The sequence below is a fragment of the Rhizobium sp. 01T417 genome (assembly GCF_056398905.1).
The window spans coordinates 1-20,246 of the sequence record NZ_JBFTQH010000011.1; the positions used below are offsets into that span (position 1 = coordinate 1).

The window sequence follows — 20,246 nt, forward strand, 5'->3', positions numbered from 1 at the left end:
ATCATCTGCGCACTCAGAAGATCATCGCCTTCAATCGGCAGAACCTGTCGTTCACGGAACGCTACTTCAATGAGAAGTTCGCCGAATACGACCTCACCGCCAACATTGCCTTCAGCTGCGATGACACCTATGCGCTGGTGTCGCTGGTCTCTGCCGGGCTTGGTATCGGCTTTGCACCGGAATGGACGCTTGATCTTCCCAATCGCGGCTTTGAGCTGAAGAAGGTAAGCGGGATCGACTTTAGGATCGGGCTTGGGATCGCCTGGAATAAAGAGGATCCAACCGCTGGGCGCGATGATATCGTCGATATCGCACGGTCGCTGGCAAGGCGCGGCTGACAGCATAGCCTAGCCGGATGGCAGGGACGGTCGGTGCAGGGCACACTGGGTTAGCGCTGGCCGAATAGCGAATGACGGCTGCGGTCTGGATGTCGTCGTAAACACTCATCGCCCGACCTCGTCGTCATCAGCATATTATTCGACCGCGCGCTCCATGTCGGCGAACAAGGCGTCGGACATGGTGTCGATCGACCCGATCGCTCGGGCATCGGCGCCCTTCATGAGCCGCTCGTAGTCTTCTATGTTCAAGATAACGAGACGCGGTTTGCTGCGCTGAGTGATCGTCACGGGATGACGAAGCGCTTCGGCGATGATATCGCCGGATTTCCGCGAAAGATCGCTTGTCGTATAGGATCCGTTTCGGCTGGCCATCTCTTTAATCCTTCGAAGTCGTTCCCCGGACTATGATCAAAGTGATGCTGTGAAATCCAGCAATTACAGCAATGCTGTATTTGCTTGAAACGAGGCGCCGCTGTTTTCTCGGAGTCTCGTGATCCTGATAAGTCCTGTTTGGGCGAGACCAGATAAGCTCTCGACCATTCCTTACATCCCGGCAGATGCAATGGCGCTGTCGCTGGCTGGCGAACGCTCCTTCAAGGCAATGAGCGTGCAATGATGGATGGCCTTCGCTAACCGTGCGCGCTTGCCGAAGGCTGCCTCTTTCAAGGCGGTGACCAAAACCGTTGAGCGGGTGAACCAAACCTGGTGGATGCTGCCGGAGCGCGAGGTCGTTCCGATTAGGTGCTCGAGCGGACCGACGCGCACGTCAAGATGATGACGCCAATACTTGCGACGCACGCGCACTAGCAAAATTCTGAGACATCTGGGTCGAGGCCTGGTCTTGCGGCACTGATCAGGCGACAGCAGTGGTTGTACTGCGCAAGACGAGATGGGTCTCAAGAACGCAGCGCACGTCACGTATGGCATGGGACTGCAGCATGTCGAGAAGCAGCGAAACGGCGACGCGGCCCGCCTCGACGGACCGGTTCGAAACCGAGGTGAGTGCCGGAAAGGTGACGGCGCCCAGCACGTCATCGCAACCGATGAGGCTGAAATCGGCTGGTACGGAGACATGGTTTTCGGACAGTCCGGCCAGAACGCCCTGCGCCGTCACGTCGTCAAAGGCGACAGCGGCTGTCGCGCCAGTCGAAAGGATCGCCTGGACCACATTGCGGCCGGACTCGTAGCTTGGCAGGGCTGCCGCCACGATGTCGACCTCGATGCCGGCCGGTGTTGCCGCACTGCGGATTGCCGCGCGTCGCTGCTTGTTCGACCAGGAGTTTGCCGGCCCGCTGACATAGGCGATCCTGCGATGGCCGAGCTTCGCCAGATGCTCGACAGCCTGGCGCACGCCTGAGCTGCTGTCGATGAGGACACGGGGAATGCCCGCGATATCGCGATTGATCAGCACGAGTGGCAACTTTTCGGCATGGGCGCGGATACGGTCTTCCGAAAGTCGCGAGGACGCCAGCACCAGACCCTCGACCTGGCCGGCGAAACGCCCGACGAGCTTGTCTTCCTGCTTCGGGCTTTCGCCGGTATTGCCGAGGAAGATGCAGAAATCAGAGCGGTCCGCTTCGAGCTGGGCAGCCTGAATGAGGGGCGGGAAGAAGGGATTGGCGATATCGGGGACGATGAGGCCGACATTTCCGTGCCGCCCCGTGCTGAGCGCGCGGGCCGTGTGATTGGGAACATAACCGAGTGCCTCGGCGGCCTTCATGATCCTTTCGACGGTTTCCGGCAGCAGCATCCCGGGTCTCGTAAAGGCGCGCGACACACTGGAACGCGCCACGCCGGCCGCATCCGCGACCTGACTGATGGTAACGCCCTTGGCACGCTTTATCATGGTGACCGGAAACCCTTGCCCTCAGGCTCCGCTTACCACGAAGTTCGGAGCCGCATCAATCAACAGGCCCACACTGCCACTCAATCGCTTGACATGCAACCGGTTGCATGGAATTCTCCCTCCAACGAGAACAAAGGGAACTTGACTGGACGCCTGCGTCATTGCGGCTGTGCGATGCCTGTTCCCATGTCCTGACGTGGAGACCAATTTGAACCCTGCCACCGCTCACCGTCCGTCGCCGCAAGCAAGCCGGGTCATCGACCGGCTGACGGTCGAAAGCTTCGCCACACGGGCCGAGATGGGGGCTGCCGCTGCCGCAGACATTGCCGGCGCACTCGTTGGATGTTTGTCACGGCAGTCGAGCGTGCGCATGGTGTTTGCGGCCGCCCCCAGCCAGGCCGACATGCTTTCGGCGCTCGTCACTCAGCCAGGCATAGAGTGGCGGCGGGTGACGGCATTCCATATGGACGAATATGTCGGCCTCGATCCGGCCGCGCCGGCGCGGTTTGCCAATTGGCTCGACGCCCATGTCTTCACGCGGCTGCCGTTTGCCGCTGTCCACCGTATCACGCCGGAGCCGGATGCCGAGGCGGAGATCGCGCGCTATTCCTCGCTGATGAACGAAGCGCCGATCGACTTGATCTGCCTCGGCATCGGTGTGAACGGTCACATCGCCTTCAACGATCCGCCGGTTGCAGATTTCAATGATCCTCTGGACGTGAAGATCGTCGAGCTGGACGAGGTCTGCCGCCAGCAGCAGGTGGACGACGATTGCTTTCCCGACCTTGGATCGGTACCGCACCGGGCCATTACATTGACCGTGCCGCGCCTGCTGCGGGCAGGTCGTCTGTTCTGCGTCGTGCCGGGCGCGGTCAAGCGCGATGCCGTGTCGAAAACCCTCTACGGGCCACTCAGCACCAATTGCCCGGCCAGCATCCTGCGCAACCATGAGGCCTGCACCCTCTATATCGACAGGGACTCCGACCCCGATGCCTGAGACCGACACCATTGATGCCGATGCGCTTTGCGCCGATTATTTTGCTGCAACGCAGGCGCTGATGCGCCGGGTGCTGGAAGAGGAGAGGGGGCCGCTCGATCAGGCGGCGTCAAAGCTTGCCGATCAGATCGCCGTCGATCGCCTGGTGCATATCTACGGGCCGGGTGGTCACTCGAATCTGGCCTCGCAGGAAGTCTTCTTCCGTGCCGGCGGGCTGATGCACATCAGCGCCATCCTCGATGAAGGCACGCTGCTTTCGAACGGCGCGCTGCGCTCCATGGCGATCGAACGCACGCCAGGCTATGGCAAGGTGGTGATCACCAATCAGCGTCTCGGCGAGGGCGATCTGCTGATCCTGGTAAACGCTTACGGGATCAATGCCGCATTGATCGATGCGGCGCTGGAAGCGCGCCGGCGCGGCGTCTTCCTGATCGGCATCAGCTCTTTCCAGCATGCTGCCAACACCTCCCCCAATCATCCGGCCCGCCACCCGACAAAGCAGAATCTGCACGAAATCGTCGACATCGCGATCGACTGCAAGGTGCCGATCGGCGATGCCATTGTCCGCGTGCCCGGCATGGGCGAAAACATCGCGGCGGTCTCCACCTTCGCCAACGCCTTCACGCTGAACTGCCTCGTCATCCGCACGGTTGCGAGGCTCGCGGAGCGCGGCATCGAGCCGCCTGTCTGGCGCAGCGGCAACGCGCCGGGCGGCGACGAGGCAAACGCCCGCTTCATTGAAAATTTCCAGGGTCGGGTGAAGGCGCTCTGATGGTCACCGTCGACGGCATCGATCCTCGCAGCCAAAAGGGTATCAGCATCGATATCCTCGACGGGACGATAGCCGCGATCCGACCGGCAGAAAAGACGGACAAGAGCTATCTCTCTAGCGGCCTGATCGACCTGCAGGTCAACGGGTTTCGGGGCTTCGACCTTAATGCCGGCGCCGTGACGGAAAAGGTCATGCTGTCGCTCTGCGAGGAACTGTTGAGCGTCGGCGTCACCACCTTTCTTCCAACACTCGTCACGGCCCCGGAATCGGTGATCCTCCGGGCGCTCGAGGTGATCGCCAAGAGCCGCGCCGGCCACCGGCTGATCGCCGAGATGGTGCCAGGAGTGCATGTCGAAGGCCCATCGATCTCAAGCATGGATGGTCCGCGGGGCGCGCATCCCTTGGCGCATGTCCGGCCACCCTCCATGGCCGAATTTGAGCGCTGGCAGAAGGTATCCGGCAATCTCGTCACCATGGTGACACTCGCGCCGGAGCTGGAAGGCAGTATCGACTATATCAAGGCCCTGAGCGCAAAAGGCATCCTCGTCGCACTCGGCCATACGGATGCGACGCCCGATGAAATCCACGCGGCGGCGGCCGCCGGCGCAAGCCTGTCCACGCATCTTGGCAATGGCGCGGCGGCCGTCTTGCCACGCCATCCGAACGTCATCTGGGCGCAGCTTGCTGACGATCGCCTGACTGCCAGCTTCATCGCCGACGGCTGGCATCTGTCGGCCGATACGTTCAAAGCCATGCTGCGTGCCAAGGGCATGGAGCGGGCATTCCTCGTATCCGACATGGTGGCGCTCGCCGGCATGCCGGCCGGACTTTACGAGCAATTGATCGGCGGCACTGTCGAGGTCTCGCCGGAAGGCCGGATCGGTGTCGCCGGCACTCCCTATCTTGCCGGCGCCAGCCTGCCGCTTTCGGCAAATGTCGCGATCGCTGCCGAAATGGCCAGCATGCCTCTGGCGGACGCGCTTTTGCTCGCCACCCGCAACCCCGGCCGGTACGTCGGCGGGCGCGGGGGGCTGGATGTTGGTGCGAGGGCCGATCTCATCCGCTTCGACTGGTCGCAGGGCGATCGCACGCTCCAGGTCCAAGAGGTCTGGGTTCACGGTGAAAGGGCATTCTGCCGATGATCCGGGCCGGAGCTGCCATTATCGATATCACTCCGACGCCAGGCGTGCCGATGTCCGGCTTTGCGGCCCGGAGCCTGCCGGCCGAGGGTGTCCATGATGGCCTGACGGTCCGTGCGGTGGTGATTGGCGAAACTGCCATTGTGGTTGCCGACGTCATTGGTATCGATGCAGCGATGAGCGCACGGATCCGCAAGCGGTGTGCGCTCCCAGCCGAAAACATCGTCGTGGCGGCTCTTCACACGCACGGGGGCCCGGTTTCGATGGCGGGGAGGCTGAGCGTCGCCGCCGATCTGACCTATCTGGAGCGACTGGAAGATGCCTGCGTGGCAGTGATCGACAAGGCGGTCTCCCTGCGAAGGCCAGCGCGGATCACGGTCGGGCAGGGCAGCGACCCGGGGGTCGCCCGCAACAGGCGCCACCCCGGCGGGCCGGTGGACACATGCCTGCCGGTGCTGCGTATCTGCGGCGAGGACGGCGCGATGATCGCGGTTGTTACCGCCTATGCCTGCCATCCGGTCGTTTTGGGCGCCGACAATCGCCATTGGACTGCGGACTATCCGCATTTCGTCCGTCAGGCCCTTGAAGAAGCATATCCGGGGAGCGTCGCACTGTTCACGACCGGCTGCGTCGGTGACGCCAATACCGGTCACTCTGCCCATGCCTCGATCACGCTCTCGGCCAGTCAGGACCGCACGTTCGATACGGCCGGTCAGGTCGGCCGCAGGATCGCCGAAGCTGCGCTTCATGCCGAAGAACAGCCGGTGTCCGATCGGGCGAGCGCGCGCAACGGCACCGTTGCGCTTGGCTTTGAGCGGCGCGAAACGGAAACAGCCGCTGCCCTTGAACAACGCTGGCGGACTGAGGCTCTGACCGCTGAACCGGCACACAAAGCGCTGCTCAGCTATTGGGCCGACTGGGCAAAAACCATTGCGCAGGTAATGCCTGAACCCATTGCCGCGCGCGTTACGGTTCTCGACTGGGGTGGTGTGCCTGTTGTCGCCTTGCCAGGAGAAATCTTTGCCGAGACGGCACTGTCCATCCGTGCTGCGCTCGGACGCGACAGGCCTGCCTTCGTCATCGGTTTTGCAGATGACAATCCGGGTTACATCCCGCCGGCGAGCGAGTTTCGGTTCGGTGGCTACGAGGTCGATGAGGCGCACCGCTATTACGGGCTGCCGATGAGCTTTGCCCCGGGCGCCGCAGAAGCGCTTGCCGGATGCGCGATCGCACTTGCGACCGACAATTGAGGAGGAAGCATGGGGGGTACAGGTAAACGTCAAAAACCACGCAAGCTTGACACGCAACCGGTTGCATGAGAGCTTTTTGTCAATAACAACAAGGGAACAGAATATGAAAAACGCATCAGTCACGACCAGGATTTCCACCCGGGTATTGCTCCTGAGCGCAGCCCTTGCCGGCACGTTGACTGCCGGCGTGACGGCGGCTTCTGCCGAAACGCTGACGGTCTGGAGCGGCTATCCGGAAATGGCGCCCTTCTACCAGCACGTCGCCGATGGGATGAAGGCCAGCCATCCGGACCTCGACGTGAAGGTGGAGGCGATTGCCCTGCGCGAGCACGAGAAACGGGTGGCGCTCGGCCTGACCGGCGGTGGCCAGGAAGGCGCCACCGTCATCGAACTCTCGGGCTCAACTGCCACCCGCTACCTTGAAAACGACATCCTGCCGGAGGCGCCGGAAGACATTTCCGCCTTCGTCAAGGATCCCAAGAATTTCGATAGGTTCTTCACCGATATCGCCAGCTATGACGGCAAGGTCTACGGCGTTCCACTCTTTCGCGGGCAGGGCTCGCTTTTCTACAATACCGACATGTTCAAGACCGCCGGCCTGACCACGCCGCCGAAGACCATGGAAGAATACACCGAATATGCCAGGAAGCTGACCCAGCGCGATGGATCGGGCAAGCCGACCGTTTCCGGCTGGAGCTTGCGTCTGTCGGGGGGCGGCCAGGGTATTGCCGAGAAATTTTGGACCAACATGCATCAGTACGGCGGCGCGATTCTTGTTCCTGCCGGCGACGGCAAGTGGAAGACGGATTTCGCCAATGAGGCGGGCCGCAAGGCGCTCAAGCAATATCTGGAACTTGTCTTCACCGACAAATCGGTAACGCCGGAAATGCCGGCCGATGCCGATGCCTTCGAGCGCGGGCAGACCGCGATGTTCATTCGCGAATCCTGGGTCATCGGCGACATTGCCCAAAAGGCGCCCGACCTGAAATATGCGACGGCGCCGCTTCCGACGGGATCGATCGCGTTGCCGACCAATCTCTATGTCGTCGGCGACGAAGACGCGGCCAAGCTCGGCTGGGAATTCGCCATGGCTGCGAACTCGCCGGAAAACCTCGTCTGGCTGCTGCAGAATGTCGGCTGGCTGCCGAACCGTTCGGGCGTCGATTATGCGTCGGTCACCTCCAAGCAGCCGGCCTTTGCGGCCTTTGTCGACTATCCCGAAGGCTACAAGTTCTTCACGCTGCCATCGATCGGCCCGATCGAGGAAATCCTCACCCGGGTCGCCGCCCAGCTCGTCGTCGCCTTTGCCGATCCGTCGCTTGCTGCCGACGATGCCAAGATCGATGCTTTCCTGAAGAAGACGAGCGACGAAGTGGACACCATCCTCGACCGCGAAGGCCTGCTTGCGAAATAGTCGCTGGCAGTTTTCGTCAACATTGCCCGCCCGGGACAACGTGACATTGTTCCGGGCGCTTCAAAGGGTCGGGGTTTGCGCCCCCGTGTGCGAAGCCGCTCGTCTACGAGGTCACCTGAATGCTGAAGCGCAAACGATTCCTCTTTGCGATCCTCGCGATCCTGCCGACATTGGCGATCTTTGCCTATGTGCGGCTTTATCCAATTGTCGACACGTTGAGGCTCAGCCTTTTCCAGTGGAACATCCTGTCGAAGAACAAGCCCTTCATCGGGCTTGCCAATTTTCGCGAGTTGACTGGCGATCACCTGTTTCTGGATGCGTTGGTCAACACCACGATCATTGCCTTCGGGGTGCTGATCCTGACCATCCCGATGGCGCTGATCATTGCCGCGTTGATCTTCCACCGCACGCGCTCACGCATGGCCGGGTTTTACGAAACCGCGGTGTTTATTCCCCATGTCGTGTCGCTGGTCCCGGCCGCAATGGCCTGGAAGTGGATCTTCGATGCCCGTCTCGGGCCGCTCAATGCAATGCTGACCTTCTTCGGCATTCCAGCGCAGAACTGGCTGTTTGATCCGGTCCTCTCGGTCATCTGCATCATCGTGCTGTGCTCCTGGCAAGCACTCGGCTATGCGGTGCTGATCTATCTGGTCGGCTTCAAGAGCTTGCCGGTTTCGCTTTACGAGGCCGCCAAACTCGATGGCGCCTCGGGACCGCAGAGCTTCTGGTACCTGTCGATCCCGATGCTGAAGCCAATCACCCTTTACGTTTCGGTCGTGACGCTGGTTTCGGGCTTCAACGTTTATGCCCAGGCCTTCGTCCTTGCTTCCGATGCGCAAGGCGCGCCCGGGCGCCAGGTGCGGGTGCTCGTACTCGACATGCTGGAAAACAGTTTCCGCAATTATCGCGTCGGCTATGCCGCTTCCGAGGCCGTCGTGTTGCTCGTTATCGTCCTGGTGTTGACGCTGATCCAGTTCTCCATGCTGAGAGAAAGGGGCAGGGCATGACTGTCGAACTCGCCATGCTCCATGTCGAACCGACTGCCGACGAGTTGGCAGAGGGACGGCGCCTGCGCCGCAAGAAAAAGCTGACCAACCTTGCGATCGACGTGTTCCTGTTGACCGTCTCGATCCTGATGTTGCTGCCGCTCGTCTTCCTGGTTGCAAATGCCTTCAAGACGCCGGCGGAAATGCTGGCCTGGCCACCGACCGTCATTCCGCACGACCCGACGACCGCCAATTTCAAGACGGTTCTTGCTGACACGCCGCTTATCCACTGGATCGGCAACAGCATCGCATTCGCGGTGATGTCGACGATTGCGATCGTCGCGACCTCGGCGATTGCCGGCTACGTTTTTGGCAAATTCCGTTTCCGGACGATGAACATCCTCTTCGCGCTGTTCCTGGCAACCGCGATCGTGCCGTTCGAAGTCTACATGATCCCGCTCTATTTCGAGGCCAAGAGCCTCGGTATCCTCAACTCCGTCTGGGGCCTGCTGCTCGGTTACCTGGTGATGAGCTTCGGCATCTTTCTCATCCGCCAGAATGTCATCCATTCGATCCCGGACGAGCTTCTCGAGGCCGCGCGCATCGATGGCGCCGGTGAGTTCTGGATCTTCTTCCGCATTGTGCTGCCGCTGCTTCGTGGCGCGCTCGGGGCTCTTGCCGTGCTCGCCTTCTTCCAGGCCTGGACCGCCTTCGCCTGGCCGATCATCGTGGCGACGACGAGGTCGAGCTATACGATCGAAGTGGGCCTTGCACTCTTCCAGACCGGCTTCACCGTCGATCTTGGGCGCCTCAGCGCCGCTTCCGCCATCGTCCTCATCCCATCCATCTTGCTGTTTGTCATCCTGCGAAGGAACTTCGTTCAGGGCGTCGCCAGCACCGGTCTCAAGGAGTAACGGCAATGGCCTTCTTCGACGAGGCACGCAAGACCTATGTCGCGGCCAATGCCGGCACGCTTTATTGGGTGCTGCAGCGACCCGTGCTCGGCGGCGGGTTCTTGAATACAAAGCAGAATAGTCTGACGCTGAAAGACTATAGCGGGCAAGACGGCATGCGCGGCCCGGATTACACCTATGGCTGGATCCAGGGACGTGGGTTGGAAGCACTGGTCGGCCACGCCGGGTTCTTCGAGCGGGAACTGCCGCCACTGGCCGAAAAGCTCGATGCTGCCGGTCGGCGTCTTTACGATGTTCTGGCGGCTTTGCAGATGTCGGACGGCCATGCCTATTTCTGCTACGACCGCGCGATGGACGCGATTTATGCGGACGGCACCAACCGCACCTTCGCGCAAGAGAAGCCGGCTCTGATCTATTCCTATTCAGACGCCTTCGTCGCCAAGGCGCTGGTCGCAGCCGCAAGCCGCTACAGTCTGCCTGCCCTTGCCGATCATCTCGCCTATTTCGACAGGGTCATTGCTGCAATAGAGAGTGGACATTTCCAGATCGATGAGCGTCGTCCACTGTCACTCGACAGTCTCGCCGACCAGGCCGATGATTTCGGCCCGCGCATGATCCTGCTTGGCGCTGCAGGCATGCTGAAGCGCTTCGGCCATACTGCTCATCTGGAATTTGCCGATCGTTTCATCGCCCATGTCATCGACCGGCACTTCGACCCCGTGACGGGCCTGCTGCGCAATGTGCCAGGGGAGGATCTCTGCAATGTCGGCCACGGCATCGAGTTCGCCGGTTTCGCGTTTGACTATCTCGATGACAATGCCGATCCGGCACTGATCGAGATATTGGAGCGCATCGTTATCTCGTCTTTCGACACGGGTTTTGTCGAGCCCGGTATCGCATTGACCGTCTCGATTGCGAGCGGTCAGGCACAAAGCCCCTATTGTCCCTGGTGGTCGCTCCCGGAAACGATCCGGGCGGCTGCGCTTGCCCATGCGCGCACCGGCAGTGCCGGCAGCCTGCGGGTTTGGAATGCAGCCCATGCCGCTTTCTTCGAGCGTTACTGGCGCGGTACGCCGCCGATCGCCTACCAGACCATGACCAGGGACGGGCCGGTGGACTTCGTGCCCGCCACACCTGACCTCGACCCCGGTTATCATACCGGTCTTAGTCTGCTTGCGGCCATTCACGCCGCCGATTGCCTCCAAACGACAACTCGAAATTCAGGATAAACCCATGGCTTCCGTTGAAATCCAGAATGTCCGCAAGAGCTATGGCGACTTCGAAACCATCAAGGGTGTTTCCGTCGAAGTGCCCGACGGCGCCTTCGTCGTGCTGGTCGGGCCTTCAGGCTGCGGCAAGTCCACCTTGCTGCGGATGATTGCGGGGCTCGAAGAGATTACCGGTGGCACGATCCGTATCGATGGCCGCGTCATCAACGATGTCGAGCCGAAGAACCGTGACATTGCCATGGTCTTCCAGAATTATGCGCTCTACCCGCACATGACGATTGCCGAGAACATGGGCTTTTCGCTGCGGCTCGCCAAGACCTCGAAGGAGGAGATCGCCAGGCGGGTGGCCGATGCCGCGCGCATCCTCGGCCTTGCCGACTATCTCCAGCGTTACCCCAAGCAGCTTTCCGGCGGCCAGCGCCAGCGTGTCGCCATGGGACGTGCGATCGTGCGCAATCCCAAGGTCTTCCTGTTTGACGAGCCGCTTTCCAATCTCGATGCCAAACTGCGCGTCCAGATGCGTGCCGAATTGAAGGATATTCACGCCCGCTTCAAGACCACGACCGTTTACGTCACACATGATCAGATCGAGGCTATGACCATGGCCGACCGCATCGTCGTCATGCGCGACGGTATCGTCGAGCAGGTCGGTTCACCCCTCGACCTTTATGACAGGCCGGTCAACATGTTCGTTGCGAGCTTCATCGGGTCGCCGTCGATGAATTTCCTGTCGGCAAGGATCGGTGAGGACCGTCAGTCGGTCGTGACGGAAAACGGCATCCATCTGCCTGTCGGGCATGAGGCTTCGGTCGCATGCGGCGGCGCCGTCAGCTACGGCATCCGTCCCGAACACCTCACGATCGCGCCGGATGGGCAAGGCATTCCGATTGTGGTCACCAATATCGAACCCACCGGCTCGGAGACGTTCGTTCAAGGCACTCTCGACGGCCAGAAGATCTCCGCACAGCTGCGCGAACGTCTCTCTATCAAGACCGGCGAGGTACTCAATCTGACGCTTGCGCCGGCAAACAGTCATCTTTTCAACGCAGCATCAGGCATGCGGCTCCCATAGGAGATCGAGATGCCCATGCCGCCCATGTCTCTTCGGGCATGACAGCCGAAAGCGGCGAAAAGACCTCGGCTGGGAGCGACGACGAAGGAGGAGCGGGACAATGGCGAAGACAAGGGTCGCGATGATCGGGCTCGGTATGGCGGCGGGTCATCATGCCCGCGCCCTGCTGGATCTCTCCGACCGTATCGAATGCGTGGCCGCGTACAGCCGGACGTCCGGCCGGCGAAAGGCCTTTGCCGAACAATTTCCGACCATCCCGACGAGCGATAGCCTCGATGCGATCTTCGCGGATCTGTCCATTAAGGCGATCCTGATCCTGACGCCCCCGAGCAGTCACCTGGAACTCGTCCGTCGCGCTGCAGCGGCCGGAAAACATGTTCTGCTCGAAAAACCATTGGACATTTCCCTCGAACGCTCCGAAGCGACCGTAAGGGCGGCAAGAGACGCCGGCGTACTCCTCGGGGTGGTACTGCAAAACCGCTTTCTCGACGCGGCGCTCAAACTCGATGAAATCGTCAAGTCCGGGCGCCTGGGCGATCTTGTGGAGGCATCGGCTGCAATCCGCAACTGGCGACCGCAAAGCTATTACGACGCCGAAGGCCGCGGAACGATGTCGCGCGATGGCGGTGGTGTGCTGCTCACCCAAGGTGTTCACACGATCGACCTGCTCCTGAACTATGCGGGCACGCCTGCAGCAATTTCCGCATTCGTCCGCACGACCCCTATTCACAGGATGGAGATGGAGGACCTCGTGACGGCGGCCTTCTCTTTTGAAGGCGGCGCGATCGGATCGCTCAATGCGACTACTTGCGCCTATCCGGGACTACCGGAGCGTATCGAATTGATCGGTACGAAAGGTACGGCAGTCCTGACGGGTAACAGATTGGATGCAGCCTTTGTTGATGGCACCAGGGAAATGGCGGGTGGCGAAACGATCGGAAGCGGAGCGGGGGCAAATCCGATGGCGTTCGGCCATGAGATGCACCGCGCACTGATCGGAAATTTCATCGATGCGATCGAAAATGGCGGCCAGCTTCGCGTCAAAGGCGATGATGCGTTGAACGCTCACCGGTTCATAGACGCGGTCCTGGTGGCTGGCACTCGACCTCTTCCTGACGCGCGGCTTGATCGCTGATGGTGGCGCGGCAGAATGGTCGCTGCCGGCGGCGCCGGCTACCGCAGGATTTACGCCATCCAGTTTCGCGCTCACCACAGCGCGTTACGCGCTGTGGTTCTCCGACAGGTTGAGAGCGAGCTTCAATGGGACTGGGGTCCACCTATTGGATCAGGTGACCTATTCATATTCACTGACGACGGCCACGGGCCAACGTAGGTCTCGATCAACACCGTGGCGATGCCTTCGACCGACCGATGGCCCTGGTCGAAAAGCTTCACTGCTGCGTGGTTAAGAAGCCTGGATGCCTCTTTGTCCGGATCTACGTCGTAGTACCGATACCACTGCCTGACAGCTCTCGAGAGAATTAGAAAATCGGTGTCCTGCATTGCCGCCTCCTTCGAACAGGGAACAAGTAGTGCCACATTCTAGATCTTCAATCCCGAGACTCGATCACGAAATGGACGCAAACATCGGCCTCGACATTGCAGACCGTCGAAAGCCACGAAGGATCGAACGCATAGGTGAGTTGTCCGTTTCGGTCTTCTGAAAGAGCTTTTGATCCCATAGGCTGGCTTCACTTGTCTGTCGGTGGCGGTGCCAATTCACGCCGCGGGGGAGCGCCGATGACGCCGACGGAGGGCGTTTTCAGATGACATTCAAACTGCCGAGGTCATTTTCCAGGCTGCTGAAATCGCAGAAAATGTATCGAAAATTGCTTGCAAAGGCGCTTCGCACACCGACCCGAACCGTATCCAGAAAATCGCGCAGCCCGGTCGCAGCGAAGCCGAAGCTCAGCGAAGTGACCGGGTTCGGTAGCAATCCAGGACGGTTGACGATGAAGCTCTTCGTACCCGGCAAATTGCCGGCAAAGCCGCCATTGGTCGTGGTCCTGCATGGCTGCAGGCAGACGCCCGAAAGCCTGGATACGGGAGCCGGATTCTCCAAATTCGCTGCACTGCGGGGTTTTGTTCTCCTTTATCCTCAGCAGAACGAGACGAACAATCCGCAGCGATGCTTCAATTGGTTTCGGCCGAGCGCGGTGGCGCGGGACCGTGGCGAGTTGATGTCGGTCCGCCAGATGATCGAGTACACATGCCGCCACCATCGAGTAGATCGGTCCAGGGTCTACGTTGCGGGCCTATCTGCCGGCGGAGCCATGACTTCGGCGCTCGTCGCCACCTATCCCGATCTTTTTGCTGGTGCTGCCATTTTCGCCGGGATGCCGTTCGGCGCGGCAAGGGATGCAATATCGGCTATGCGCGGCATGAGGTCCGGTATCAAGCGAGAGCCTCAGCAGTGGGGCGACCTGGTGCGCAGCGCTTCTCCAAACACGAAAGAATGGCCACCGATCTCGGTATGGCATGGAACGGCTGACAGTGTCGTGAATCCGCTCAATGGACGCGCCTTGGTCTCGCAATGGCTCGAAGCGGCGGGCATGGACAAAGCGGTCGGGCGAACGAAACAGATGCCATGGGGCACTCTCGAGGAATGGAAACGGGGAGACCGTCTGCAGCTGTCATTCTATTCGGTTCACGGGCTGGGGCATGGGTTGCCGCGAAGGTTCTCAAATCAGAAGGAGAGGGTAGCTGATGCTTACGTCCTGCCGTCGGAACTGTCTGCGCCATTGGAACTCATGCGAGCATGGGGGTTGCGATCCTGGCGTGCCGATTGATCCGACGCGTTGTTTCGACGCGTGTCCGGTCGCGTAGGGAAGAAATGGCGGACTGTCGCAGCCTCCCTGACGCTCCCTCGTTTCCACCGGCGGCGAGAGTGTATCCGATTGGTCTCTCCCGAGGCGACTGCGCCAGTTGTTTTCGATAACGCCACTGGAAAGATTGCCGTTCTTCTCCGCGAGAAGAACCCGAAGTCCAAGAAGATTGTGAACGTGATTTGTCTGTATGACAAGAAGTCCGGAAAGGCTTCGATCGCCGAGTACCAATGGCTGGGGCAGTGACACTGATCTCGTGATCCGTATAGACCCTAGCGCTTCAAATCGGCGGCGATCATCTCGCTACCGATTTCGGGAGAAGATGGCCAGTGAGCCTGTCGGCGTGCCTGGAGGGATTCATACTCACTCAGCCTCGCGGGGTCGGGCTGTATGATTTGACCGTCCTTAAGGAAGGCGAGTTCGTCGTAGCCAGCAGGCATCGACCCGACGAACTCCGCCGCCTGAGCTAGGATCATCCTGAATGCGATGGCAACCTCGTGGGCATCGATCGTCGCGTCACTCATGACCCGATCAAAGTCGTCTTGTCGGTAGACAGCATTCCGGCCCAGTTGCTCGATGAGGCTTTCCGGAGTGTAGCCCGGATCCTTGGCTGGAGCTGCCCAGATGGCGGCGCCCAGTGGGAAGTGGTTTTTGTGGAGGTGAAGTAGATCGAGGACGTCTCTCGGCTCCTTGCGGGAGGCGGCCGCAAGAAGCTTGTTCGTCGCCAAGTCGAACATGTGCAGCTTGAAGCCGAACAAGTCGTCCGGGATGGACTCAAAAAATCGGTAGTCGCTGTCGATTACCCAGTCGAGCAAAGTGCTTTCGCCATCCTTCGTTACGATGGCCTGATATTTCTCGGGGTGCCGGGTTGGCCATCTGATCTCGAACCCGGCGGCTATCAACGACTTTGCATCGATCTCGACTGTGTTTCTCAGCATGTTGACACGGTCGTCTTCGCTGAAGAGGTCATGGAAAATGTCGATATCGTCGGAATACCGGGCACTATCCCTGTTGATGACAGTGCCGTCAGCAATATGACTGCCGGGATGCCTGTTAGCGGCGATAGTCGCCATCGCTTCTTGCTGAATTCTACGAAGCGGCACGGCAGGCCTCTTCGAGGCGGACAGCGAGCTGTCGCGTCGTCATATTGCCGTTGCGCTTGAGGCGGGCGACGGCGTCGAGCACGTCGGCCACGGTCGGATCCTGCATTTCTCTCGTTGACCACAAACACAGTGGGCCATACAGGGCGAATGCTTCGTGGTAGAGGGCGCGCGCGTCCGCCGATACGGCTTGCCGCACGGCGCTCTCCGTTCGTTCTCGTGCTAAAGCCCTCATTTCCATCAGCATCCGTGTCATCTTCTCTTTCAAGAAAATAGGATACGGCCGAGCGCTTCGCAAGCGGCCATACGCTGCTGGGACAGCGGCTCAGGCCGTCAGCTTCATGGCAGGTTGGTCTGTTTATCAGTCGTGATGTCGCTCCAATGCATCCCCGCTGTAATAGAAAGCTTGCCTGCCCAGGTTCACCTTCCTTCGAGATGATGCTGGATCCGTAAGGTTCTCGCGAAGTGATCATGATCGCGTCATTCGGTGCCGGACGCGCGAGATGCTGCGCTTCATCCCACGGAACGATGTCACGCGATGGCGGTGGTGTGCTGCTCACCCAAGGTATTCACACGATCGACCTGCTGTTGAACTATGCGGGCACGCCGGCAGCAATTTCCGCATTTGTCCGCACAACCTCTATTCACAGGATGGAGACGGAGGACCTCGTGACGGCCGCCTTCTCTTTTGAAGGCGGCGCGATCGGATCGCTCAATGCGACAACTTGCGCCTACCCGGGACTGCCGGAGTGCATCGAATTGATCGGTACGAAAGGTACGGCAGTCCTGACCGGTAACAGATTGGATGCCGCCTTTATTGATGGCACCAGGGAAATGGCGGGTGGCGAAACGATCGGAAGCGGAGCGGGGGCAAATCCGATGGCGTTCGGCCATGAGATGCACCGCGCACTGATTAGAAATTTCATCGATGCGATCGAAAATGGCGGCCAGCTTCGCGTCAAGGACGATGATGCGTTGAACGCTCACCGATTCATAGACGCTGTCCTGTTGGCTGGCACGGTAGTGAAGCAAGGGCCCGACCTTCACAGGTGGCCGGACCCTCCTAGTGCCGCCTCGGGGGGGCATATGAGCGCGGCCCGGGGGAAATAGTCGATTCGGACGTTCCCGGTCAATCACGAAACCATAGCATTGAAATGCGCATTTGAAGGGCCATCGGCGAGCGCGCGCTCGTTTCCCAAATCGGCGGGATCATCCAAAAGAGGTAGGAACGAAAGCGCGCCCTATCCGTTTTGGGGTCGGGCTTTGCTTAATCTCTCCCAGCGAAGCCTCAATGTTCCATTGCCCCGCAACCGCGACTGCCGGGTTCAAATACAAACTCCCACCCCGCTTCCTTCAGCGGGGTTTTTTCTGTTGGCGGCCTTGCGTGGACCTTGGCCTCGCTCGGCGGCCGCCGACAAAAATTGGGGGTCGTACGCGGGACTTTTACGACAGCGGGCGGCCTTGAATAGCAGCCCGTGTTCGCTCGAAACTGGGCGGCGAAATTGGCGACATTATGCTGCCAAAGTGCCTCTCGAGTTCCATAGTCAGATCTTCTTCTGATGTCATGCCACGGTGAAAAAGCCCGACGAGCAGTTTCGCTGCAACGTTATAGCTTTTGGGATTGGAAACGCTGTTGGCCGGGCCATAGCCAGCCGCATCCAATACGCCTTGCAGCATGAGGAGGTCTTTTGATTTCAGGACGACGTGCAGTTCGGAAGACATCTGGTCCTCCTTCTTTTGGGGCGAGGGCATTTTGCCCCGAAGCAGCAGCGCCCGTAAAATAGACTGCTGACCTACAGACCATGCTCCACGCTCTTTCCTCACGCAACTTAATTCACACAATCAATGTTTTTATTCGTCCTTTATAACAAAACCAAAGATTGTCGTTGCGTTTCATGCGAGGAGTGTCTATATGGCGGCTATCGGCATTGCTGATGAGCGCTGGAACATGTCTGTCGCTCGCAATCGCCGCAGTTGCTTTCTGCTTTTGACCACGGATGTACTGGCATTGGTATGAGTAGCGATGTGAGGAAGGTCGGTGCGGTTTAGCCCCGGCCTTTTTTGTTTGCCGAGATAGGCGCCAGGCCTCAGCGCTCACTCCTGATCGTTTCAGTCGCGAGGAAAAGCAGGTGCCCCGCAAGGGTTCTGGCGAACGCAGCCCTTGGGCAGTTTACAGTTTGGAAAGTGAAACGACGCAGACCGGAATATCTTGCCGTCCCATCTTTTCAGCGAACAACTTTGAGCTTTGTTCCGAGCAACCAAGGTCGCGCATGGAAAAGATCCTGGTGGCGTGGCTGACTGAGCGCTTCGCCGCAGTCACAAAGCTGATTGGGGCGTGTCGCCTAGGCGAGCCGGAACACTACCTTTGCATCAAGAGCCGCTGCAAGGAATGCGGACTGGGCTTCTCTCTGGGTTACTCCTCCTGCCATGGTACCAGCGCAGGCCTGCATCGCCGAGAAGAAGGCGCGGCCTTGTGTCACCGGCCAGTTCGCAAATAGCATGTCCAGGGCTTCATCTGCGGATGCAATGGTGTGCAACACATGGTTGCGTTCAACGACTAAAACGACCCAACCTGACGACACAGGGTCTCCGATTCCGCTTCAAAGGGACATACACTGATCGATCGGCAGCCACTCTTTAAACACCGCCCGTGACACGTTGTTCCCGCTATTTCGCGGGAAGACGAAGCAGGAGCAATTCCAGCAACTCTCGGGGCGCGAGCGTCGAATTCGACGACATGAGCTCTATGGCGACATTTGCGGCGGCTTGCGCCTGGATGCTTTCAGGATCGGTTCGGGTCGCCGTGAGGAAGCTCATCTCACGGTTCCCGCTCAAGGCAAGAGCACGTCGTATCTGGCCTTGGTCGCCAACTGCTCAAGGCCGGGCAGGGATGGTCGTGCGTGACGAGTAGCCGCATTAGGCGGGCGTCATGAGGCTTCCTATCTCCGAAGGGCAGAGACCATCATTCGGCTCATTGAGCGCAGGTCTCGCAGGGACGAAGCCCTTAACCTCCAACGATTTCGCTGAACTGTACGATTGGCACGATGTCCGTATAGTTTGCGACATCCGCGACGATCTCCGCGCGGTGAGGACCGAACGCCTCCTGGAATGTCTCAAGGGTCGGCGAGTAGATGTGGCACGCCGCGACGAATTCCGGCACGCTTCCTGGGTCGCGACCCCCGAGTCCCTTATCGACCTCGTAGCGCAGGCAGGCATCGCCCATGCGTTCCTGGATCAGTGGCAAATGGCGTGTGCGGTAGTAGTCGTGATCAAATTTCGAGCCCCCATCGGCCGGATAGTAGACGCTCATTTTGATCATGGTCGGGCTCCTGCTTGGGCGCTTCTTCACTGGTCCGAGGGGTTTATAGCCTGAGTCCATTATATTCGAGAAGCTGCTCGTAGTATTCCTAAAGGGACATCCCTACGCAGAGGGACGGGGTCACGTTAAGCCACGTGTGCGCGCCGGCCATTTCAAGAATCAACCCTGCGGCCCGGGTGGACTCGATCGGAAAAAACCTGGATTGATGCTTGTCTGGTTAACTACGGCCCCGACACGTCGACTGTCCCGCCGCCGCAATATCTCGTCGTCCCATAACCTGCTAGCTTCGGGCCTGTGGAAGAACGTTCTGGAAGTGCCACGCAAAATGGATCGGGAGGGACGTTCGAATGGAGGCATCGAGCACTAACAAGCCTTTTTTGCAGAAGAAACGCATCCGCGGGCTTTGGCTCGCAACGACGACCTTTTTTGTTGTCGTGTTCCTAACTCGTCCCCTGTACGCAGGAGCAGCTTTGCACCAACTATCTGAGAACATTGGCGTCGTTCTCGTCATCGCAGGTGTTCTCGGCCGTCTTTGGGCAACGCTGTACATCGGCCAACGCAAGAACAGACAGCTAATAACCACCGGCCCTTATTCCATAACCAGGAACCCGCTTTACGTTTCGTCGATGCTGGCGATACTGGGCGTGAGTTTGATGATCGGGTCCGTTTTGATCATAGCCGCTTTCGTGCCGACTTTCTTCTTTCTGTTCGCCTACGCCGCGCGGCGCGAGAGCGAATATCTCAGATCAAAATTCGGCTCTGCCTATGACGACTATGCGGCACGAACTCCATTTTTTATGCCGAACCCGCTATTGATGAAGCTGGACGCAGAAGTCACCTTCCGCACCTCGGCTTTGTCTACCGCGTTCCGTGACTCCCTTTTCTTAGTAGCGTTGATTCCTCTATGTAATCTGCTGGAGTTCCTGCACAACGAGGGATACCTCCGAGCAGTTTTCTATATTCCATGAGCGAGATTGTTTGATCTCAATTACTTTCGATTGATTTCGGAGCCAACGGAGCAGGCTCAACTACTCAGCGGTAGTCG

At 59.5% G+C, this 20,246-nt stretch carries 23 protein-coding genes and 2 pseudogenes; 15 read left to right on the forward strand and 10 right to left on the reverse strand.

Features of this window, described 5'->3' with window-relative positions; translation table 11 throughout:
* On the forward strand, positions 1–338 hold a 338-nt coding region (locus AC1DPR_RS13315; protein ID WP_477816452.1), incomplete at its 5' end, for a LysR substrate-binding domain-containing protein.
* A 135-nt stretch (positions 339–473) separates the two neighbouring features.
* Here the strand turns inward: AC1DPR_RS13315 and AC1DPR_RS13320 are convergent.
* Positions 474–710, reverse strand: a complete 237-nt coding sequence (locus tag AC1DPR_RS13320) for a type II toxin-antitoxin system prevent-host-death family antitoxin (RefSeq protein WP_477816453.1) — start codon at positions 708–710, stop codon at positions 474–476.
* 151 nt (positions 711–861) lie between these two features.
* Between AC1DPR_RS13320 and AC1DPR_RS13325 the strand changes: the two are divergent.
* Positions 862–1,145: pseudogene (locus AC1DPR_RS13325) on the forward strand (type II toxin-antitoxin system HipA family toxin); the annotation flags it as partial.
* 46 nt (positions 1,146–1,191) lie between these two features.
* On the opposite strand, the gene AC1DPR_RS13330 reads toward AC1DPR_RS13325, so the two are convergent.
* On the reverse strand, positions 1,192–2,184 hold the full coding sequence (locus AC1DPR_RS13330) for a LacI family DNA-binding transcriptional regulator (RefSeq protein WP_018859985.1): 993 nt from the start codon (positions 2,182–2,184) through the stop codon (positions 1,192–1,194).
* A 208-nt stretch (positions 2,185–2,392) separates the two neighbouring features.
* On the opposite strand from AC1DPR_RS13330, the gene AC1DPR_RS13335 reads away from it, so the two are divergent.
* From AC1DPR_RS13335 to AC1DPR_RS13380, 10 genes are all read left to right on the forward strand, one after another.
* On the forward strand, positions 2,393–3,181 hold the full coding sequence (locus AC1DPR_RS13335; protein WP_477816454.1) for a 6-phosphogluconolactonase: 789 nt from the start codon (positions 2,393–2,395) through the stop codon (positions 3,179–3,181).
* The gene (locus AC1DPR_RS13340; protein WP_477816455.1) at positions 3,174–3,953 is read left to right on the forward strand and encodes a sugar isomerase domain-containing protein; all 780 of its coding nucleotides are present in this window, start codon (positions 3,174–3,176) and stop codon (positions 3,951–3,953) included. Before AC1DPR_RS13335 ends, AC1DPR_RS13340 begins: the two co-directional genes overlap by 8 nt.
* Positions 3,953–5,095, forward strand: a complete 1,143-nt coding sequence (locus tag AC1DPR_RS13345; RefSeq protein WP_477816456.1) for an N-acetylglucosamine-6-phosphate deacetylase — start codon at positions 3,953–3,955, stop codon at positions 5,093–5,095. Before AC1DPR_RS13340 ends, AC1DPR_RS13345 begins: the two co-directional genes overlap by 1 nt.
* Positions 5,092–6,342, forward strand: coding sequence for a neutral/alkaline non-lysosomal ceramidase N-terminal domain-containing protein (locus AC1DPR_RS13350; RefSeq protein ID WP_477816457.1), 1,251 nt, complete (start codon positions 5,092–5,094; stop codon positions 6,340–6,342). Before AC1DPR_RS13345 ends, AC1DPR_RS13350 begins: the two co-directional genes overlap by 4 nt.
* 103 nt (positions 6,343–6,445) lie before the next feature.
* Positions 6,446–7,756, forward strand: a complete 1,311-nt coding sequence (locus AC1DPR_RS13355) for an ABC transporter substrate-binding protein (protein WP_477816458.1) — start codon at positions 6,446–6,448, stop codon at positions 7,754–7,756.
* 119 nt (positions 7,757–7,875) lie between these two features.
* The gene (locus tag AC1DPR_RS13360; RefSeq protein ID WP_113489362.1) at positions 7,876–8,763 is read left to right on the forward strand and encodes a carbohydrate ABC transporter permease; all 888 of its coding nucleotides are present in this window, start codon (positions 7,876–7,878) and stop codon (positions 8,761–8,763) included.
* Positions 8,760–9,656 (forward strand): carbohydrate ABC transporter permease, encoded by an 897-nt coding sequence (locus AC1DPR_RS13365; protein ID WP_245307757.1) that lies wholly within the window; start codon positions 8,760–8,762, stop codon positions 9,654–9,656. The genes AC1DPR_RS13360 and AC1DPR_RS13365 overlap by 4 nt, the downstream gene beginning before the upstream one ends.
* Before the next feature lie 5 nt (positions 9,657–9,661).
* Positions 9,662–10,885 carry an AGE family epimerase/isomerase gene (locus AC1DPR_RS13370; protein WP_477816459.1) on the forward strand — a complete coding sequence of 408 codons (1,224 nt, stop codon included), beginning with the start codon at positions 9,662–9,664 and terminating at the stop codon, positions 10,883–10,885.
* Between the two features lie 4 nt (positions 10,886–10,889).
* Positions 10,890–11,957 carry an ABC transporter ATP-binding protein gene (locus AC1DPR_RS13375; RefSeq protein ID WP_477816460.1) on the forward strand — a complete coding sequence of 356 codons (1,068 nt, stop codon included), beginning with the start codon at positions 10,890–10,892 and terminating at the stop codon, positions 11,955–11,957.
* Positions 11,958–12,057: 100 nt separating this feature from the next.
* Positions 12,058–13,092, forward strand: coding sequence for a Gfo/Idh/MocA family protein (locus tag AC1DPR_RS13380; protein ID WP_477816461.1), 1,035 nt, complete (start codon positions 12,058–12,060; stop codon positions 13,090–13,092).
* Between the two features lie 122 nt (positions 13,093–13,214).
* On the opposite strand, the gene AC1DPR_RS13385 is transcribed toward AC1DPR_RS13380, so the two are convergent.
* A complete protein-coding gene (locus tag AC1DPR_RS13385; protein WP_113162279.1) occupies positions 13,215–13,460 on the reverse strand; it encodes a hypothetical protein in 246 nt (81 codons plus the stop codon).
* A gap of 263 nt (positions 13,461–13,723) precedes the next feature.
* Here AC1DPR_RS13385 and AC1DPR_RS13390 point away from each other — a divergent pair, with 263 nt between their 5' ends.
* Complete coding sequence (locus tag AC1DPR_RS13390; RefSeq protein ID WP_477816462.1) at positions 13,724–14,746, forward strand: extracellular catalytic domain type 1 short-chain-length polyhydroxyalkanoate depolymerase; 1,023 nt, start codon at positions 13,724–13,726, stop codon at positions 14,744–14,746.
* Positions 14,747–15,054: 308 nt separating this feature from the next.
* On the opposite strand, the gene AC1DPR_RS13395 is transcribed toward AC1DPR_RS13390, so the two are convergent.
* The 3 genes and pseudogenes from AC1DPR_RS13395 to AC1DPR_RS13405 form a co-directional block, all read right to left on the reverse strand.
* Positions 15,055–15,855: a nucleotidyl transferase AbiEii/AbiGii toxin family protein gene (locus tag AC1DPR_RS13395; RefSeq protein WP_477816463.1), complete on the reverse strand. Its 801-nt coding sequence runs from the start codon at positions 15,853–15,855 to the stop codon at positions 15,055–15,057.
* 16 nt (positions 15,856–15,871) lie between these two features.
* A complete protein-coding gene (locus AC1DPR_RS13400) occupies positions 15,872–16,081 on the reverse strand; it encodes a hypothetical protein (protein ID WP_477816464.1) in 210 nt (69 codons plus the stop codon).
* Between the two features lie 196 nt (positions 16,082–16,277).
* Positions 16,278–16,406 (reverse strand): annotated as a pseudogene (locus tag AC1DPR_RS13405) (SOS response-associated peptidase); the annotation flags it as partial.
* 4 nt (positions 16,407–16,410) lie between these two features.
* Between AC1DPR_RS13405 and AC1DPR_RS13410 the strand changes: the two are divergent.
* On the forward strand, positions 16,411–16,992 hold the full coding sequence (locus tag AC1DPR_RS13410; protein ID WP_477816555.1) for a Gfo/Idh/MocA family protein: 582 nt from the start codon (positions 16,411–16,413) through the stop codon (positions 16,990–16,992).
* Between the two features lie 333 nt (positions 16,993–17,325).
* On the opposite strand, the gene AC1DPR_RS13415 is transcribed toward AC1DPR_RS13410, so the two are convergent.
* From AC1DPR_RS13415 to AC1DPR_RS13430, 4 genes are all read right to left on the reverse strand, one after another.
* Positions 17,326–17,604, reverse strand: coding sequence for a hypothetical protein (locus AC1DPR_RS13415; protein ID WP_477816465.1), 279 nt, complete (start codon positions 17,602–17,604; stop codon positions 17,326–17,328).
* Positions 17,605–18,224: 620 nt separating this feature from the next.
* Positions 18,225–18,464, reverse strand: coding sequence for a DUF982 domain-containing protein (locus AC1DPR_RS13420; protein WP_477816466.1), 240 nt, complete (start codon positions 18,462–18,464; stop codon positions 18,225–18,227).
* A gap of 85 nt (positions 18,465–18,549) precedes the next feature.
* A complete protein-coding gene (locus AC1DPR_RS13425; RefSeq protein WP_477816467.1) occupies positions 18,550–18,699 on the reverse strand; it encodes a hypothetical protein in 150 nt (49 codons plus the stop codon).
* A 187-nt stretch (positions 18,700–18,886) separates the two neighbouring features.
* Entirely contained in the window at positions 18,887–19,201 is a 315-nt protein-coding gene (locus AC1DPR_RS13430) for an EthD family reductase (RefSeq protein WP_112666604.1), read from the reverse strand.
* 347 nt (positions 19,202–19,548) lie between these two features.
* On the opposite strand from AC1DPR_RS13430, the gene AC1DPR_RS13435 reads away from it, so the two are divergent.
* A complete protein-coding gene (locus AC1DPR_RS13435) occupies positions 19,549–20,169 on the forward strand; it encodes a methyltransferase family protein (RefSeq protein ID WP_477816468.1) in 621 nt (206 codons plus the stop codon).
* The last annotated feature ends 77 nt before the right edge of the window (positions 20,170–20,246 follow it).

Excerpts from the sequence above, each read along its gene's own strand:
- AC1DPR_RS13435 (WP_477816468.1), top strand. The coding sequence starts at position 19,549 with ATGGAGGCATCGAGCACTAACAAGCCTTTTTTGCAGAAGAAACGCATC.
- AC1DPR_RS13370 (WP_477816459.1), top strand. The coding sequence starts at position 9,662 with ATGGCCTTCTTCGACGAGGCACGCAAGACCTATGTCGCGGCCAATGCC.
- AC1DPR_RS13375 (WP_477816460.1), top strand. The coding sequence starts at position 10,890 with ATGGCTTCCGTTGAAATCCAGAATGTCCGCAAGAGCTATGGCGACTTC.
- AC1DPR_RS13350 (WP_477816457.1), top strand. The coding sequence starts at position 5,092 with ATGATCCGGGCCGGAGCTGCCATTATCGATATCACTCCGACGCCAGGC.
- AC1DPR_RS13425 (WP_477816467.1), bottom strand. The coding sequence starts at position 18,699 with ATGAGCTTCCTCACGGCGACCCGAACCGATCCTGAAAGCATCCAGGCG.
- AC1DPR_RS13340 (WP_477816455.1), top strand. The coding sequence starts at position 3,174 with ATGCCTGAGACCGACACCATTGATGCCGATGCGCTTTGCGCCGATTAT.
- AC1DPR_RS13360 (WP_113489362.1), top strand. The coding sequence starts at position 7,876 with ATGCTGAAGCGCAAACGATTCCTCTTTGCGATCCTCGCGATCCTGCCG.
- AC1DPR_RS13390 (WP_477816462.1), top strand. The coding sequence starts at position 13,724 with ATGACATTCAAACTGCCGAGGTCATTTTCCAGGCTGCTGAAATCGCAG.
- AC1DPR_RS13385 (WP_113162279.1), bottom strand. The coding sequence starts at position 13,460 with ATGCAGGACACCGATTTTCTAATTCTCTCGAGAGCTGTCAGGCAGTGG.
- AC1DPR_RS13320 (WP_477816453.1), bottom strand. The coding sequence starts at position 710 with ATGGCCAGCCGAAACGGATCCTATACGACAAGCGATCTTTCGCGGAAA.
- AC1DPR_RS13355 (WP_477816458.1), top strand. The coding sequence starts at position 6,446 with ATGAAAAACGCATCAGTCACGACCAGGATTTCCACCCGGGTATTGCTC.
- AC1DPR_RS13415 (WP_477816465.1), bottom strand. The coding sequence starts at position 17,604 with ATGTCTTCCGAACTGCACGTCGTCCTGAAATCAAAAGACCTCCTCATG.
- AC1DPR_RS13430 (WP_112666604.1), bottom strand. The coding sequence starts at position 19,201 with ATGATCAAAATGAGCGTCTACTATCCGGCCGATGGGGGCTCGAAATTT.
- AC1DPR_RS13380 (WP_477816461.1), top strand. The coding sequence starts at position 12,058 with ATGGCGAAGACAAGGGTCGCGATGATCGGGCTCGGTATGGCGGCGGGT.
- AC1DPR_RS13410 (WP_477816555.1), top strand. The coding sequence starts at position 16,411 with ATGTCACGCGATGGCGGTGGTGTGCTGCTCACCCAAGGTATTCACACG.
- AC1DPR_RS13330 (WP_018859985.1), bottom strand. The coding sequence starts at position 2,184 with ATGATAAAGCGTGCCAAGGGCGTTACCATCAGTCAGGTCGCGGATGCG.
- AC1DPR_RS13365 (WP_245307757.1), top strand. The coding sequence starts at position 8,760 with ATGACTGTCGAACTCGCCATGCTCCATGTCGAACCGACTGCCGACGAG.
- AC1DPR_RS13345 (WP_477816456.1), top strand. The coding sequence starts at position 3,953 with ATGGTCACCGTCGACGGCATCGATCCTCGCAGCCAAAAGGGTATCAGC.
- AC1DPR_RS13395 (WP_477816463.1), bottom strand. The coding sequence starts at position 15,855 with ATGGCGACTATCGCCGCTAACAGGCATCCCGGCAGTCATATTGCTGAC.